This is a genomic window from Corynebacterium sp. LK33 (assembly GCF_014334955.1).
GTDB lineage: Bacteria > Actinomycetota > Actinomycetes > Mycobacteriales > Mycobacteriaceae > Corynebacterium > Corynebacterium jeikeium_D.
Map to the genome: position 1 here is coordinate 107,507 of NZ_PDGU01000026.1, position 14,878 is coordinate 122,384.

Genomic DNA, 14,878 nt, shown 5'->3' on the forward strand with positions numbered 1-14,878 from the left:
CTCATGGCTGAAATCACCGCTGAACTGGTTGCCGTTGAGCGACCGCTCTGGAAGGGCAAGGCCACCTTGGTCTCTGCCCAGACCACCGAGGGTGAGATCGGCGTGCTGCCCGGACACCAGCCGTTGCTTGGCCAGCTGGTCAACAACGGCACGGTGACCATCAAGACCGCAGACGGCAAGGTTCTTGTCGCTTCGGTACAGGGTGGGTTCATTTCCGTGTCTACCTCGAAGGTTTCGATCCTCGCGGATAAGGCAATCTGGGCTGACGAGGTTAACCTCTCCGAGGCCGAGTCCAACCTGACTTCGGATGACCCTGCAGTAAAGGCACAGGCTGAGTCGGAGGTCCGCGCGGCTCGTCGCGCTTCCACCAACTAGTCTTTTCGCCTGAACATCCGGTCGCACGACCGTATTCTTCCTGCTTCTTTAAACGGGGCGGGGAGCTCGCAAGAGAAATCTTGCCAGCTTCCCGCCCCGTTTTTCTTAGTTATTTTTCATGTCAGTGCAACAATCGGGTAGGGTTTGTAAAAAGCCTCTAAAGCGCTTTTGAACCAAGGTTCGTCGTCTATTCACCCGGATGCGAGGCTGGCAGATAGTGTTTTCAAGCGTAACCATGATGTCAATCATGTTCATGATTATCGGTGCGATGTTGATCGTCGGCGGGGTCCTTGCCCTGTGGCGTTTCGCCAGCCTGCATGCAAAAGGTACTCCTGTTATTGCTCGTCGCCTTCCTGCAGGTGATGGCAGTCATTGGCGCCATGGTGTCATTGTTTATTCAGAGTCGACGTTGAAGATGTACAAGCTACGTTCGCTGCGTCCTGGCTGTGATGCCGAATTTGCCCGTCACGATGTCACTATTGTGGATCGCCGAGATCCGACTGACATCGAGGCGGGTTTTTTCGCGCCCGGGCTTCGGGTAGTCAGGATTAAAACGGGGAAAAATACCGAATGGGAGTTTGCCGTGGACTCGTCCTCGGACACTGCGCTGGTGGCGTGGGTGGAGTCGAAGCCGTCGTCACGCCAGACTCGTGAGTTTCCTACAGATATTGAGCGACGCTTCCGTTCGGCTTATAACCGTGGCCGGGGAAGTCAGTACTAGTCTCTTACGACAGGCTATTGCTAAGGCTCTAGTGGGTATTGTTTTCTCCCGCGCGGCAGTCACGTTAGGGTAGGGGAATGCGCCTTGTGATTGCTGAATGCACTGTTGACTATGTCGGTCGCTTGAATGCCCATCTGCCTCATGCCCCGCGCTTGCTGTTGGTGAAAGCAGATGGGTCAGTTTCTGTGCATGCCGACGACCGTGCATATAAGCCTCTGAACTGGATGACACCGCCGTGCACGCTGACGGAGAAGGATATTCTCGACGAGTCGGGGGAAGACACTGGTGAAAAGCTCTGGGTCGTTGAGAATAAGAAGGGCGAGCAACTTCGTATCACTATCGGCAAGGTGCTGGCTGATAGCACGTACGAACTGGGAGAGGACCCTGGCCTTGAGAAAGACGGGGTAGAAGCGCATCTACAGGAACTGCTTGCAGATCAGTTCACAACGTTCGGCGAGGGCTACACCCTGATTAGGCGCGAATACCCAACCCCGATCGGACCGGTGGATCTGCTTGGCCGCGATGAAAACGGCGCCACCGTTGCAGTCGAGGTTAAGCGTCGGGGCGGTATCGACGGTGTTGAGCAGCTAACCCGGTACTTGGAGATGCTGAACCGCGATGAGCTGCTGGCACCGGTGGAAGGGATTTTTGCTGCCCAGGAGATTAAGCCACAGGCCAAGACTCTGGCAGAGGATCGTGGGATTCGCTGTGTGACCGTGGATTACGACGCCCTGCGTGGCCTGGAGTCCAATGAATTGCGGTTGTTCTAGCCATGCCTAGGCGAAACCACAAGCGGCGCGGTAATCAACGAGGTAATCAACGCGGCGGGCGTAATAACCACGGCCAGAATCGCGGCAGCCTGCCCGCATTTGGCAGTTCTTTCCAAAACACCCGCACTGAATCTGGGCCTGCCGGTTGGCAGGACGTGGACTTTGCGGTGCGTAACATCAGCGCTGGACAGTCGAACAAGGTTTATCGCTGTCCAGGGTGCGACCAGGAAATCATGCCCGGGACCTCGCACATCGTAGCTTGGCCGCAGGATTATGGTGCAGGCGCCGATGACCGGCGCCATTGGCACACTAACTGCTGGCGCAATAGAGCTCACCGCACTATCACGCGCCGCTGGGGATAGATTTACTTAGCCGGCTCAACGAGCTCCAGCAGGACGCCACCGGCATCCTTCGGGTGGATGAAGTTGATGCGCGAACCTGCGGTACCGATCTTCGGCTCCGGGTACAGCACCCGGGTGCCCTGCTCCTTCAGGTGCGCCATCAGCGCCTCCAGATCAGTGACGCGAACTGCGTACTGCTGGATTCCTGGCCCCTTCTTGTCCAGGTACTTTGCAATCGTGGACTGGTCATTCAGTGGCGCAAGAATCTGAACCAGAGTGCCACCTTCAACCTTGTCGGCCGGGCCGACCATGGCCTCGTGGACGCCCTGCTCTTCATTGACTTCATCGTGGTAGTTGATGAAACCAAGGTTTGCGCGGTACCACTCGATAGCGGCATCAAAATCCGGGACTGCGACGCCGACGTGATCAACAGCGACTACGTACTTATGGGGAACGGGAATCTGTGTCTCACTCATAGTTTCCAGGGTACTCGCTATTATCGGCGCCATGATTGTCGCATTTTCTGTTGCCCCCACTTTCTCCGATCCTGAGCAGGGAATGGCTGAGGCCGTTGCTGAAGCCGTGCGTGTTGTGCGCGAATCTGGCCTGCCCAACGAGACCAATGCCATGTTCACCCTTGTTGAAGGCGAATGGGATGAGGTGATGGATGTCATTAAGCGAGCCACGGAAGCAGTCAGCCGTGTCAGTCCACGAACTTCTCTGGTCATCAAGGCGGACATTCGTAACGGATATACCGGGCAGCTGCGTGCGAAAGTGGATGCGGTCGAGGATGTGCTAAAAGCCACCGACTAGTCTCTTGTTCGGATTGGACACGTAGGCTCTACATAGGTCTTCACATAGGCTTTACGACGACACTGGAGAGGAACCCTTTTACGATGCCAGCTGGACATGGTCACGCACATGGCCATTCTCATGGTCACTCGCATGGAGCACACGGTCACCGCGAGTGCTCGACTCCGCCACCACCGCCCGGCACGGTTGATTTGGAGCAGCTCCACCAGCGCGCCGAAGCCGAACGTAAGCGCCGAGAGGAGATCGAGCGGGCAACCAGTGATCAGGGAAATGGGCTTCCTCCTGTAGTTGAGATTGCCCCGCAGACTCTTGAGGCAGAAGTCGTTCTGCGCTCGGAGCAGGTACCGGTTATTGTCTTGATCGGCATGGCTGGAGCAGCTGATTCGTTGCGTCTTCGGGCTGAGCTAGAAGGCTTGGCCCGTGAGGCTAATTTGAACTGGATCCTGGCGTGGGCAGATGCTGAGGAGCATCCGCAGCTGGCCCAGGCATTCGGTGTGCAGGCAGTGCCGACAGTCACGGCTGTGGCTATGGGCAGTCCCATTGGCATGTTTGTCGGCGAGAAAACCAGGGATTGGCTGGAGCAGTGGCTGGCGCAGGTTATGGAGGCCACTCGGGGTCGTCTCAAGGGGTTGCCGGCGGGAACTCGTATGGCTGGGGAGGGCAGCGGGCCGGAGGCTCCGGAGCCGACTGACTTCTTCGGCAATCCCGTACCCACCGATGACCCGCGTTTGGAGCAGGCTGAAGAGTTGCTCGAGGAGGGCGATTTCGACGGAGCGTTGGAGCTGTATGACGCTATGCTGCAGTCCGAGCCCGCAAATCAGGGGCTGAAGCGCGCTCACGCGAATGTGTCCTTCTTCGCCCGCGCTGCCAAAATCGATCGCAGCGCAGATCCAATTGCAAAGGCCGACGCTGCGCCGAAGGACGTCGCGCTCGCCCTCGATGCCGCGGATGTCACGATGCTTGTCGACGATCCAGCGAAGGCGCTCGATCGTTTGTTGAAGTTGCTCCCGCAGGTGTTTGGCGATGACCGTGAGGCCATCAAGTCGCGTCTACTAGAGCTGCTTGTGCTATTCGATACCGCAGATCCAGTGGCATTGGATGCACGCCGGAGGATGGCTAGCGCACTGTACTAGGAGTACTGGACTAGGGGCACTGTACTAGGAGCCTGGAAAGCGCTCAGGCTCCTAGCTTGAAGCGTCGGTGTATGGCCAGTCATCCGGAGCCATGAAGTAGTAGACGCTGCCCATTACAGCGGCCATAAACGCCATTAGCAACAGGAAAAGTGTTGCTTTCATTGCCACATGACGCTCCGCATACCAGGCGTAAAAGGCGTCCAATTTTGCTGCCAACCAGATGTTCAGGCGACGTGTCGGCGGATGCACCAACGAGAGAATTCCCAGTGCAACAAAGATGCAGAGCCATCCGGGAGCAGGAGTTGGCAAAATGATAATGCCAACAATGAGCAATACGAAGCCTGCGACGAGAAGAACCGGGGAGAGTACCGGCCCATACCAGGTGTTGCGCATATGGGCATGGCGAATCTGCATGCGGTCCATCAAGCGATGTACCTTTTCCTTCATTGCGATTCACTTCCTCCGATTTTCGGTGCCGTGCGCTATTTCTAGCAGCGGTCTCGGACGAGGCATCGTTGAAGCATTAAGCATCAAATGTGCAGCTCAACTGCCTGGGTGCACCGTTGGACATTGATTCTTTTAATCATGTCTATATTTAATCCATTGTTGCACAAAAGCTGCGCCCCAGTGCAACGAGATTTTTCGGAAGGTGGTAATCTTCCAACAGTTCTCAGTGGTTTACAGCAGTTACCACTGCATCTCATCCACCTGTTCACCTCAGACAGTTCATACTGCGCTAGGTGCCTTTGGTCTTCAGTTTTCTGCAGCCAGGAGTTTTGCATGCGACTTCGCCCCAAAGCCCTTCGCGCTACTTCCGCCTCGGTCATTGTTGCGCTTTCGGCCTCGACTCTGTTGGCGGGGTGCACCATCGATGTCCCAAGCACCACCGGGTCCAAGGCCACCACTGCTACCACAAAACCTAATGCTCCAGATAACGGTTGGGATGCTTCCGAGGAAGTCACCTGGTCTGATGCACAGGACGTCCTCGATACTGCGGCTAAGAGTTTCTCCGACAACTATGGCATTGATTTAGGTGTCTATTTGCGTGTCATTGACGGTCCATACAAAGGGCTCACGGCGTCGGTAGGCGAGGATACGAAGGAGTACTCCGCATCGACCATCAAGGCTCCGTTAGTGGTTACTGCGCTGAAGAAATTCGGCGATGACCTAGACAAGACGGTGACGGTCGATTGGGACAATGGTGTTGGCGGAAGCGTGATTGGCCCTGGCCAATACACGCTCGACGGGCTGTTGCAGTACGTGATGCGGTATTCGGACAACACCGCGGCGAATGGGTTGATTGACGCTGTCGGTGGTTTCGACGAGGTCAACAAAACCATCAAGGAAGCCGGTGTTGATGACAAGCGCTACCACCTGGGCAACAAGTTCAACATCCCCAATCCCAGCGGTGATCGGTCCTGGTTTACTCCCTCTCAAGCTGCGCTGTTCATGGCACGTCTCCAGGAAGTGGCCGATGGCACCTCAAAGCACAACTTCATTACCAAGGACACGGCACAAACTGCATTGACCTACCTCACTTACGGTGGTTCGCAGAAGTTTGTGATGTACGTCGGCTCCGCGGTCCAGAAGACCGGTGACACTGCCGAGGGCGTTAATGACCACGGTATTTTGTACACCGCAGCCGGACCCATCGCTTACGCCATTACGACGCGCTTTGATGAGGTGCCGCTCAATGAGCTTACCGACGGACTGCTCGGCCAGCTGGGTTCCCAAATAGCCCCGCTGCTGCCGGATTACAATCGCCTTGGTGAGGATGGCAAGCCACTGAGTGCTAAGCAGGCTGCGACGTGGAGTGCAGATGAGGATGGCGACGGCATTCCGGATCGCATCGGAACCGACAGCATGGATGGATCCGCGTACACCGATGATTCAGATTCTGCGAATTACAACGAATCTTTGGAACCTGACTGGTTCAATCCGTTCCGAGGATAAAACCTGGATACGCTCCCTAAAACAAAATTGCCCGTGAGTCAGGTTTTCAGGCCGAAACTCAGATCACTGAAAACCGTGCAGCACGGGCAATTCCTATGAGATTGTCTTTTGTTTGGCTTGATTCGGGACTAGCCCTGCCACTTCAGCCAAACGGCGGTGTTGGCCGGCAGCACCAAATCAATCGAGTGAGCCTGGCCGTTCCAACCGTGCTCAACCGCGGTCACAGTACCGTTTTCACCGTAGCCGGAGCCCTCGTAACGCGATGCGTTTGTGTTCAGGATCTCCGTCCATTGACCACCGCGCGGTACGCCAATCTTGTAGATTTCCTGCGTGGTTCCCGACAGGTTATAGACACAGGCGACGACCGATCCATCGGTGCCGTAACGGACAAAGGACACAACATTGTTTGTGGAATCATCCGCGTTAATCCACTGGAAGCCCTCTGGGCGGTCATCCTGGGTGTAGAACGCCGGGTTTTCCTTGTAGATGGCGTTGATGTCCTTAACCAGCAGCTGAATGCCGCGGTGGAATTCGCCGCTCCAACCTTCGAGGTTGTCCCAAGCCACGGACTCATCGTGGTTCCACTCGTGGTTCTGGCCAAGATCCTGACCCTGGAATAGAAGCTGCTTGCCCGGGTGTGCCCACATGAAGGTCAGGAAAGTACGTAGGCCTGCGGCCTTATCCCAATCGCCGCCCGGCATGCGCTCCCACAGCGAGCCCTTGCCGTGCACGACCTCGTCGTGGCTAATCGGCAGAATGAACTCTTCCGAGTAGGCGTAGACCATAGCGAAAGTGAGCTCATGGTGGTGGTAGGAGCGGTAAATCGGCTCCTTGCTGAAGTACTCCAGCGTGTCATTCATCCAGCCCATGTTCCACTTCATAGAGAAGCCCAAGCCACCGTGCTCGGTAGGTGCGGTCACACCCGGCCAAGAAGTGGATTCTTCGGCCACGGTGAGGAAGCCCGGGTTGTGCTTGTGTACCGTGGCGTTGAATTCCTGCAGGAACTGAACAGCATCGAGGTTTTCACGGCCACCGTACTGGTTCGGCAGCCACTCGCCTTCATTGCGGGAGTAGTCCAGGTACAGCATGGAAGCCACTGCGTCGACGCGCAGACCGTCGATGTGGAACTCTTCCGCCCAGTACAGTGCGTTGGCGTAGAGGAAGTTGCGTACCTCGTTGCGGCCGAAGTCGAAAACGTAGGTGCCCCAGTCGCGCTGCTCGCCGCGGCGCCAGTCCGGGTGCTCGTAGCAAGCCGTGCCATCGAAGCGGGCAAGTGCGAACTCGTCCTTCGGGAAGTGCCCCGGAACCCAGTCCATGATGACACCGATGCCAGCGGCGTGGAAGGCATCAACTAGACCGCGGAACTGATCTGGGGTGCCGAAGCGGCTGGTCGGAGCGTAGTAGCCGGAAACCTGATAACCCCAGGAACCGGTGAACGGGTGCTCACATACCGGCATGAACTCCACGTGGGTGTAGCCCATGTCGACCACGTAGCGCACCAGCTTCTCCGCCATAACTTCGTAGCTCAGGCCCTGCTTCCAGGAACCCAAGTGGACCTCGTAGATAGAGATGGGCTCTTCGGTCCAGTCAGTGTTGGCGCGCTTTTCCATCCACGCTTGGTCACCCCAGGCGTAGTCAGAGGTCGCAACAATCGACCCGGTAGCCGGTGGGAGCTCAGCAGCACGCGCCATAGGGTCGGCCTTATCGCGGCGCTGTCCCTCCGGTGTCGTGATCGCGAACTTGTAGACTTCGCCCTCACCCACACCCGGGATGAACAGCTCCCAGATACCTGCGCCACCCATAGAGCGCATTGGGTACTGCGCGCCGTTCCACATACAGAAGTCACCGACCACGGCGACGCCGCGTGCGTTCGGAGCCCAGACCGTAAACGAGGTGCCTTCGACCGTACCCAGCTCTGTGTCGTAACTGCGAAGGTGAGCACCGAGAACCTTCCACAGTTCCTCATGACGTCCTTCGCCGATTAGGTGCAGATCACCAGCGCCAATAGTGGGGAGGAAACGGTAGCCGTCGGCACGCTCTACGGTTTCGCCGGAGTCCCACGTAATGCGCAGGCGGTAGTCGAAGTCATCGCCGCCTGGGACGAGGGCGGTGAAGAAACCGTCGCCCAGGTTCTCCGCTTCAAACTCGCCGCGCGTGCTGACGACAGTAACTGCCTGAGCGCCGAAGACCCTCGTGCGAATAACCGTGTCACCGTCCACGACGTGTGCGCCGTAGATGCTGTGCGGATCGTGATGGGTGCAGTAGCGCAGGCGATCCATATCGCCGGAATCAATTGCGAGGCGGGGATCTGTGTGGGCTCCCATGGAAGGTCCTTCCGAAGCGTTTCTAGGTAGGTGAATGTGAAGTTGTTGAGTTCAGTTCTAAAGAAATAGAGGGAGGTAGGGGACAGTGGGCTGCTAACTCACCCGCCAGCCTAACGACGAATCGTTGCGACAGTGGTCAGGTCAGCGGCCCACTAACCCCGAAAGTTCCCAGCAAGCGTTCTAGCCCTCGTAGTCGGGGACGTCGCGCCAAGCCAACTTGTGGCGGAGCTTGACGTCGATTTCCGGCAGCTTGATGATGTGCGCAACGTTTTCCCACGGTGCCAGGCGGACGTAGTTGTCCTTGCCCCAGTTGAACTGGTTGCCGGTAATCAGGTCAGTGACATCCATGCGGTCGTGGTTGCGGAGCCCGATGCGATCCATGTCGAGGTGCACGGTAGCTTCCTGGGCATTCCACGGATCGAGGTTGAGAACAACGAGGATGGCATCGCCGGTGACCGGATCGAGCTTCGAGTAAGCCAGCAGGTTGTCATTGTCGATGTCGTGGAAGTGCAGGTGGCGCAGCTGCTGCAGAGCCGGGTGCTCGCGGCGAATCTTGTTCAGCGTGGCAATGAACGGCTCCAGCGAGTTGCCGGTGGCCAGTGCCTGGTCGTAATCGCGGCTGCGGAGCTGGTACTTCTCGCTGTCGAGGTACTCCTCGGAGCCCTCCTTGACCGGAACGTTTTCAAACAGCTCGAAGCCGGAGTACATGCCCCACAGCGGAGACAAGGTTGAAGCCAGCGCGGCGCGGATGGCGAAGGCGCCACGGCCGCCCTTGACCAGGAAGTCATGCAGAATATCGGGGGTATTGACCCATAGGGATGGGCGAGCGATGTCCGCATGGCGGGTAATCTCCTCGCCGAATTCGGTCAGCTCTTCCTTCGTAGTCTTCCACGGGAAGTAGATGTAGGACTGAGTGAAGCCAGCCTTGGCCAGGCCGTAGAGGCGGGCCGGGGCGGTGAAGGCCTCGGCGAGGAAGATGACCTCCGGGTTGGTTTCGTGGACGGTTTCAATCAGCCATTCCCAGAAGTTGCCCGGCTTGGTGTGGGGGTTATCCACGCGGAAGACCTTGACTCCACGCTTGACCCAGAACTTCACTACACGCAGAACCTCTGCGTACAGGCCCTTGGCATCGTTGTCGAAGTTCAGCGGGTAGATGTCCTGGTACTTCTTCGGCGGATTCTCGGCGTAGGCAATGGTGCCGTCCGGCAGGACGGTGAACCACTCCGGGTGAGCCTTAGCCCACGGGTGGTCCGGTGCACACTGGAGCGCTAGGTCGATAGCGACCTCTAGGTCGCGCTCCTTAGCAGCCTTGATGAACTCCTTGAAGTCCTTTTCGTCACCGAGGCTCGGGTGGATGGCGTCGTGGCCACCTTCTGCGGAGCCGATAGCCCACGGAGATCCGACATCGCTCGGTTCCGGGGTAAGGGTGTTGTTGCGACCCTTGCGGTTGATTTCACCGATTGGATGAATCGGCGGCAGATACACCGTGTCGAAGCCCATGCGCTGTGCGCGATCAAGCTGTGCAACCGCAGTCTTGAATGTGCCGTGCAGCAGCTCGCCATTTTCGCCGTAGCCACCGTTAGAACGGGGGAAGAACTCATACCAAGAGGAGTACAGGGCTTCGCGGCGGTCAACCTTGATCTTGCGGGTCTTTCCGCGGGTTAAAAGGTCGCGCACCGGGTGCGCCTGCAAAATGGCGCGGGTCTCGTCGGAAAGCGCGGCTGCAATGCGGGCGCGAAGATCGCCGTCGCCGCGCAGACCTGCGGCGATGGAGCGTAGATGGTTGCGGTGGATAGCAGCGGCACCAGCGGCGGCGCGGTCGAAGAGAGCGGCGCCAATTTCTAGATCATTAGCGAGTTCAGCTTCGCTCTGACCGGCCTCGAACTTCTTGGTGATAGCGTTGCGCCACGTTGCCATCGGGTCGGACCAGGCATCAATGCGAATGGTCCACAGCCCGGGAACGTCTGGGACGAAGGTGGCGTTGACCTGATTTGGATCATGGTCAGAAAAGTGCATTGGAATGCGCTGTGAGCGGGAAGCAAAAGCTGATTCCTTTGGCCCCTTGACGTTGAGCGTGGCGTTCATCGCGTCGTGGCCTTCTCGCCAAATGACGGCGAAGGTTGGGACGACTTCACCCACTACGGCCTTCGATGGTGTTGCACCACCGTTGATTTGAGGACGGATGTCATCAATACCGATTCGACCAGTCATAAAAGACGTTCTCCTAATTGTCGGCGAGCTAGGTGAAAATCGAAGCAAAAACCATCTCGAGTGAACTCGATTTGCTCTCTACCGAGGATAGATGAGAATGTCCAAGCGCACATTTGGGCAAAGTTAGGGCACCATGGATGTGTGGCTGATTTGGAAGAAGACTTTAACGAAGATCTGTTAATCGACTTTCGCGACGTAAACCTCATCCGTGGTGGCCGTACGCTGGTCGGACCGGTGGATTGGCGAGTAGAACTTGACGAGCGCTGGGTCATCATGGGGCCGAACGGTGCAGGCAAAACTTCTTTGATGCGCATTGCTGCAGCGGAGGAGTTCCCGTCTTCAGGGGTGGCCCATGTGATGGGCGAGCAGATCGGGCGCACCGACATGCGTGATTTGCGCACCATGATTGGTTTGACGTCATCGTCGATTGCTCACCGTATTCCCAATGACGAAAAGGTCGCGGACCTTGTTATTTCCGCTAGTTACTCCGTCCTGGGGCGCTGGCGTGAGACTTATGAAGAGATGGATTTCGAACAGCTCTCCGAGATTCTCGAGCGCATGGGAGCTGAGCATCTTGCAGACCGCACCTGGGGCACTCTCAGCGAGGGAGAGCGCAAGCGCGTGCTCATCGCACGAGCCATGATGGTCAACCCCGAATTGCTGCTTCTCGACGAGCCGGGAGCCGGGCTCGACCTCGGCGGTCGCGAGGACCTGGTCGGTTACTTAGGCGAACTCGCACTCGACCCGGATGCGCCGGCGATGGTGATGATTACGCACCACCCGGAAGAAATTCCGTACGGCTTCACCCATGCGATGCTCCTCGACGAAGGCAATGTCATCGCACAGGGGCTTATTGACGACGTCCTGACCAGTGAGAACCTGACCAAGGCTTTCCACCAGGAAATCGTCGTCGATCGCATCGATGATCGCTACTTTGCGCGCCGGGCACGGCCTGCTGGAAAGCACCGGAAGAAGTAGACGCTAATGGCGGTTCCGACACCTGAAACCCCGAATACGCCCGCGTCGCCGAAACTGGCAGCGACCGTGTTGCTGCTCCGTGACACCCACTGCGGGCTCGAGGTCTACGTTCAAGAACGCGTATCCTCAATGCGCTTTGCGGCCAACATGACCGTGTTCCCCGGCGGTGGAGTAGACCGGCGCGATTTCCCCGCTGTCGCGAATGAGGACATGGCCGTGACCGAGCCGTCGGAAGCCGACCCCGAGTCGCGGATTGCGCAGGCTTTTAACGTCGACCGCGCGCGGGCACACGCGCTCACCTGCGCGGCCGTGCGTGAGACCTTTGAGGAAACAGGCACTCTGTTGGTTCGCGATGCTGGCGGTGAGATTGTCGCAGATGGCCACCGCTTCCACCGTCAGCGACGACAGTTGGAAGCCCACGATTTGTCATTGACGGATTTTCTTAGCGATGAAAATCTGGCGCTCGATGCCGAACTCGTCAGTCCTTGGGCTAACTGGGTGACACCCGAAGCCAACCCCATTCGCTACGACACCTATTTCTTCCTCGCCGCGCTTCCTGACGGTCAAAGGGCCGACGGTGACACCTCTGAGGCGTCATCTTCAGGTTGGTTCCGCCCGACTACGATTTTGGATGGATGGCGCCGTGGGCTACTCGGCCTCATGCCTCCGACCTGGGCGCAACTAACTCGCTTGGACGGCGTCAGTACTGTGGCCGAGGCTCTCGAGGCGGCCAGAAACACTCCGGTGCGACGCACCAGTAGTGACTTCCTCGGGGAACCTTTTATGGATGAGTACTTTGCCGTTGCCACCCACATGGGGCATTTGCGCAAAGGTATGAACCGTTAGCCGACTACTCAACCCCCGTTAACCGGCTGATCCCTAGTTGGAAGGAGATAACGAGTGTCCCTGTCCGCTGCAGAGGTGGCCGCTGTTGCTGCTCATCCGGAGTGGCTAGATGAGGCCGACCAGCTCGCGCTCACTAAAAAGTCTCTGATTGCAGACTCCGCGCATCTACGCCAACACTGTGGCGAGTTTGGTCGAGCGGTCATTGAAGTCGCGGCAGCTCGGCGTTCTGCGGTCAGCAAACTGCCAGGGGACTGGATCTTCTCTTCCGAAGCAGCGCAACAGGCCACGCCCTTTGTCGTCGCGCTGGCTCGCGCTCGTAGGCTTGCGCATCTCGGTGTCGAAGCAGTGGCCGATGTGACCTGCTCCATTGGTACTGAGGTGGCAGCAATTGACCACGAGGGCCTGACCGTTGTCGGGTCTGATCTCGACCTTGCGCGGCTGGCCATGGCGCGGCATAACGTCGGCAAGAACATTTTCGCGCAGGCCGATGCTTTGCAACCGGCCTTTGACGCACCCGTCATTGTCGCTGACCCTGCACGTCGCTCCGGTGGTCGCAGGATCACCAACCCGGAGGACTTGCTCCCGTCGCTGCCGGCGCTCATAGCTGCCTGGCCCGACAAAGAACTAGCTATCAAATGTGCGCCGGGCCTCGACTTCAGCGAGTGGAGCGGGGAAGTGGCTGTCACTTCGGTGGACGGTGCGGTCAAGGAGGCATGTCTATATACGCCGGGGTTGGCCGGAGTTACCGATGGGCAATCCGTAACGCGATCGGCGATGGTTATCCGGACCGTCGATAAGCACAGGCCGTTAGAGTTGTCGGCGGTGGACGTGCAGACCTACGACGACACCATGCCTGACGACGTCGATGTGCGCGCTGCCGGTCGGTACATCATTGATCCGGATGGGGCGATTGTGCGCGCCGGGCTGGTGCGGCATTTTGCGGCGGCGCATGGGCTGTGGCAGCTCGATGAGCGGATTGCGCACGTCAGTGGCGATGTTTTGCCGCAGGGGATTGCCGGGTTCGAAGTTATTGAGCAAGTGGGATTGAAGCAGGTTCGCAAGGCACTGGCAGCGTTGGATTGCGGATCGGTCGAAATTCTCGTGCGCGGCGTAGACGTCAACCCCGACGCGTTGCGCAAGCAGTGGAAACTTAAGGGCTCCAGGGCATTGGCGGTGGTGGTCACGCGCATCGGAAGGAGCGCGACGGCGTTTATCTGTCAGCCCCGGGAGATCGGTTAAGGACCGCTTTACGACGGAAAACTGGTGGGGGTAGCCCGTTGGGGATCGGTGTTTGCTGTTGGCGAATACTGCGGAGACAGCTGCAGTTGATTGCGTACTATTAACGTCTGACATGCGGAAATGGCATGTTGGCGGGCGGGCTGTGCTCGTGGTGTAGGAAAAAATTTAAAAAAATAACGACATTGTTATCTGGATCACCTTCGCATTGGCGACAGGTTCTGTTATCTTCAACACAGACGACCTAGAGCGTGGCCTGGTTCACTTTATTGTGAGGTGGCTTGCGAAGTAAGGTCAGATAAACGTTCACCAGTAATCAACCAGTAAGGACGACAGAAAAATGCCGAACATCGTGGTTCTGGTCAAGCAGGTTCCGGACACCTGGTCCGAGCGTAAGCTCACCGATGACAAGTTTGTCCTCGATCGTGAGTCTGCAGACGCAGTTCTCGACGAAATTAATGAGAACGCTGTTGAGGCTGCCCTGCAGCTGAAGGAAGAGCACGGCGGAAACGTTACCGTCGCAACTGTTGGCCCGGATCGTGCCATCGAGGCACTGCGCAAGGCTCTGTCCATGGGTGCAGACGACGCCGTCATTCTTTCGGACGACGCACTTGAAGGTTCCGACGCTGTTCAGACCGCATGGGCTCTGTCCAACGTCATCGACACTCTCGAGGATGTTGACCTCATCGTCACCGGCAATGCCTCCACTGACGGTGGCACCGGCTCCGTCCCGGCTATCCTCGGTGTCTACCGCGACCTGCCGGTTCTGACTCACCTGCGCTCTGTCGCTATCGAAGGTGACTCCATCACCGGTGAACGTGAGGTCGAAGACGGCATCTACCAGCTCAAGGCATCCCTGCCGGCAGTCGTCTCCGTCACTGAGAAGGCTAATAGCCCGCGCTTCGCATCCTTCAAGGGCATCATGGCCGCTAAGAAGAAGCCGGTCACCGAGCTGACTCTGGACGATGTTGCTGCTGAGGCAGAGCAGGTTGGTCTCGAAAACGCTGCTACCGGTGTCACTGGCTCCACTCCGAAGCCGGCTAAGACCGCTGGTGAGCGCATTAACGATGAGGGAGACGGCGGCGCCAAGCTGGCCGAGTACCTCAAGGCCCAGAAGTTCATCTAAGGCGCTTGACGCGAATAGAAGACAAATAGAGATACAAGTAGGAGAAAGATC

At 57.8% G+C, this 14,878-nt stretch carries 14 protein-coding genes; 10 read left to right on the forward strand and 4 right to left on the reverse strand.

Annotated features, from left to right (window positions below):
- Positions 1-3 precede the first annotated feature (3 nt).
- The 3 genes from CRD20_RS09355 (at position 4) to nucS (ending at position 1,866) form a co-directional block, all read left to right on the forward strand.
- Positions 4-375: a F0F1 ATP synthase subunit epsilon gene (locus CRD20_RS09355; RefSeq protein WP_016422459.1), complete on the forward strand. Its 372-nt coding sequence runs from the start codon at positions 4-6 to the stop codon at positions 373-375.
- A 217-nt stretch (positions 376-592) separates the two neighbouring features.
- Positions 593-1,096 (forward strand): DUF2550 domain-containing protein, encoded by a 504-nt coding sequence (locus CRD20_RS09360; protein WP_016422460.1) that lies wholly within the window; start codon positions 593-595, stop codon positions 1,094-1,096.
- A 77-nt stretch (positions 1,097-1,173) separates the two neighbouring features.
- The gene (nucS, locus tag CRD20_RS09365) at positions 1,174-1,866 is read left to right on the forward strand and encodes an endonuclease NucS (RefSeq protein WP_005509457.1); all 693 of its coding nucleotides are present in this window, start codon (positions 1,174-1,176) and stop codon (positions 1,864-1,866) included.
- Between the two features lie 364 nt (positions 1,867-2,230).
- Here the strand turns inward: nucS and mce are convergent, their stop codons facing one another.
- Entirely contained in the window at positions 2,231-2,683 is a 453-nt protein-coding gene (mce, locus tag CRD20_RS09370) for a methylmalonyl-CoA epimerase (protein WP_005509354.1), read from the reverse strand.
- A gap of 31 nt (positions 2,684-2,714) precedes the next feature.
- On the opposite strand from mce, the gene CRD20_RS09375 reads away from it, so the two are divergent.
- Together CRD20_RS09375 and CRD20_RS09380 are read left to right on the forward strand one after the other, a co-directional pair.
- The gene (locus tag CRD20_RS09375) at positions 2,715-3,020 is read left to right on the forward strand and encodes a thiamine-binding protein (protein ID WP_016422461.1); all 306 of its coding nucleotides are present in this window, start codon (positions 2,715-2,717) and stop codon (positions 3,018-3,020) included.
- Positions 3,021-3,103: 83 nt separating this feature from the next.
- Entirely contained in the window at positions 3,104-4,153 is a 1,050-nt protein-coding gene (locus tag CRD20_RS09380) for a co-chaperone YbbN (protein ID WP_070643851.1), read from the forward strand.
- A 51-nt stretch (positions 4,154-4,204) separates the two neighbouring features.
- On the opposite strand, the gene CRD20_RS09385 is transcribed toward CRD20_RS09380, so the two are convergent.
- A complete protein-coding gene (locus CRD20_RS09385; protein ID WP_016422463.1) occupies positions 4,205-4,600 on the reverse strand; it encodes a TIGR02611 family protein in 396 nt (131 codons plus the stop codon).
- A 333-nt stretch (positions 4,601-4,933) separates the two neighbouring features.
- Between CRD20_RS09385 and CRD20_RS09390 the strand changes: the two genes are divergently transcribed.
- Positions 4,934-6,106, forward strand: a complete 1,173-nt coding sequence (locus CRD20_RS09390; protein WP_016422464.1) for a serine hydrolase — start codon at positions 4,934-4,936, stop codon at positions 6,104-6,106.
- 128 nt (positions 6,107-6,234) lie between these two features.
- On the opposite strand, the gene glgB is transcribed toward CRD20_RS09390, so the two are convergent.
- Both glgB and CRD20_RS09400 read right to left on the reverse strand, forming a co-directional pair.
- A complete protein-coding gene (glgB, locus tag CRD20_RS09395; RefSeq protein ID WP_016422465.1) occupies positions 6,235-8,430 on the reverse strand; it encodes a 1,4-alpha-glucan branching protein GlgB in 2,196 nt (731 codons plus the stop codon).
- 180 nt (positions 8,431-8,610) lie between these two features.
- Entirely contained in the window at positions 8,611-10,641 is a 2,031-nt protein-coding gene (locus tag CRD20_RS09400; RefSeq protein WP_187405300.1) for an alpha-1,4-glucan--maltose-1-phosphate maltosyltransferase, read from the reverse strand.
- A gap of 141 nt (positions 10,642-10,782) precedes the next feature.
- Here CRD20_RS09400 and CRD20_RS09405 point away from each other — a divergent pair, with 141 nt between their 5' ends.
- The 4 genes from CRD20_RS09405 to CRD20_RS09420 all read left to right on the forward strand — a co-directional run bounded on the left by CRD20_RS09405 (position 10,783) and on the right by CRD20_RS09420 (position 14,827).
- Positions 10,783-11,619, forward strand: a complete 837-nt coding sequence (locus tag CRD20_RS09405; protein WP_070858458.1) for an ABC transporter ATP-binding protein — start codon at positions 10,783-10,785, stop codon at positions 11,617-11,619.
- A 6-nt stretch (positions 11,620-11,625) separates the two neighbouring features.
- Positions 11,626-12,465, forward strand: coding sequence for an NUDIX hydrolase (locus CRD20_RS09410; RefSeq protein ID WP_187405301.1), 840 nt, complete (start codon positions 11,626-11,628; stop codon positions 12,463-12,465).
- A gap of 54 nt (positions 12,466-12,519) precedes the next feature.
- Positions 12,520-13,704 (forward strand): SAM-dependent methyltransferase, encoded by a 1,185-nt coding sequence (locus CRD20_RS09415; protein ID WP_187405302.1) that lies wholly within the window; start codon positions 12,520-12,522, stop codon positions 13,702-13,704.
- A 337-nt stretch (positions 13,705-14,041) separates the two neighbouring features.
- Entirely contained in the window at positions 14,042-14,827 is a 786-nt protein-coding gene (locus tag CRD20_RS09420; RefSeq protein ID WP_048735284.1) for an electron transfer flavoprotein subunit beta/FixA family protein, read from the forward strand.
- Positions 14,828-14,878 lie beyond the last annotated feature (51 nt).

Excerpts from the sequence above, each read along its gene's own strand:
- glgB (WP_016422465.1), bottom strand. The coding sequence starts at position 8,430 with ATGGGAGCCCACACAGATCCCCGCCTCGCAATTGATTCCGGCGATATG.
- mce (WP_005509354.1), bottom strand. The coding sequence starts at position 2,683 with ATGAGTGAGACACAGATTCCCGTTCCCCATAAGTACGTAGTCGCTGTT.
- CRD20_RS09355 (WP_016422459.1), top strand. The coding sequence starts at position 4 with ATGGCTGAAATCACCGCTGAACTGGTTGCCGTTGAGCGACCGCTCTGG.
- CRD20_RS09400 (WP_187405300.1), bottom strand. The coding sequence starts at position 10,641 with ATGACTGGTCGAATCGGTATTGATGACATCCGTCCTCAAATCAACGGT.
- CRD20_RS09390 (WP_016422464.1), top strand. The coding sequence starts at position 4,934 with ATGCGACTTCGCCCCAAAGCCCTTCGCGCTACTTCCGCCTCGGTCATT.
- CRD20_RS09420 (WP_048735284.1), top strand. The coding sequence starts at position 14,042 with ATGCCGAACATCGTGGTTCTGGTCAAGCAGGTTCCGGACACCTGGTCC.
- nucS (WP_005509457.1), top strand. The coding sequence starts at position 1,174 with ATGCGCCTTGTGATTGCTGAATGCACTGTTGACTATGTCGGTCGCTTG.
- CRD20_RS09375 (WP_016422461.1), top strand. The coding sequence starts at position 2,715 with ATGATTGTCGCATTTTCTGTTGCCCCCACTTTCTCCGATCCTGAGCAG.
- CRD20_RS09385 (WP_016422463.1), bottom strand. The coding sequence starts at position 4,600 with ATGAAGGAAAAGGTACATCGCTTGATGGACCGCATGCAGATTCGCCAT.
- CRD20_RS09410 (WP_187405301.1), top strand. The coding sequence starts at position 11,626 with ATGGCGGTTCCGACACCTGAAACCCCGAATACGCCCGCGTCGCCGAAA.
- CRD20_RS09380 (WP_070643851.1), top strand. The coding sequence starts at position 3,104 with ATGCCAGCTGGACATGGTCACGCACATGGCCATTCTCATGGTCACTCG.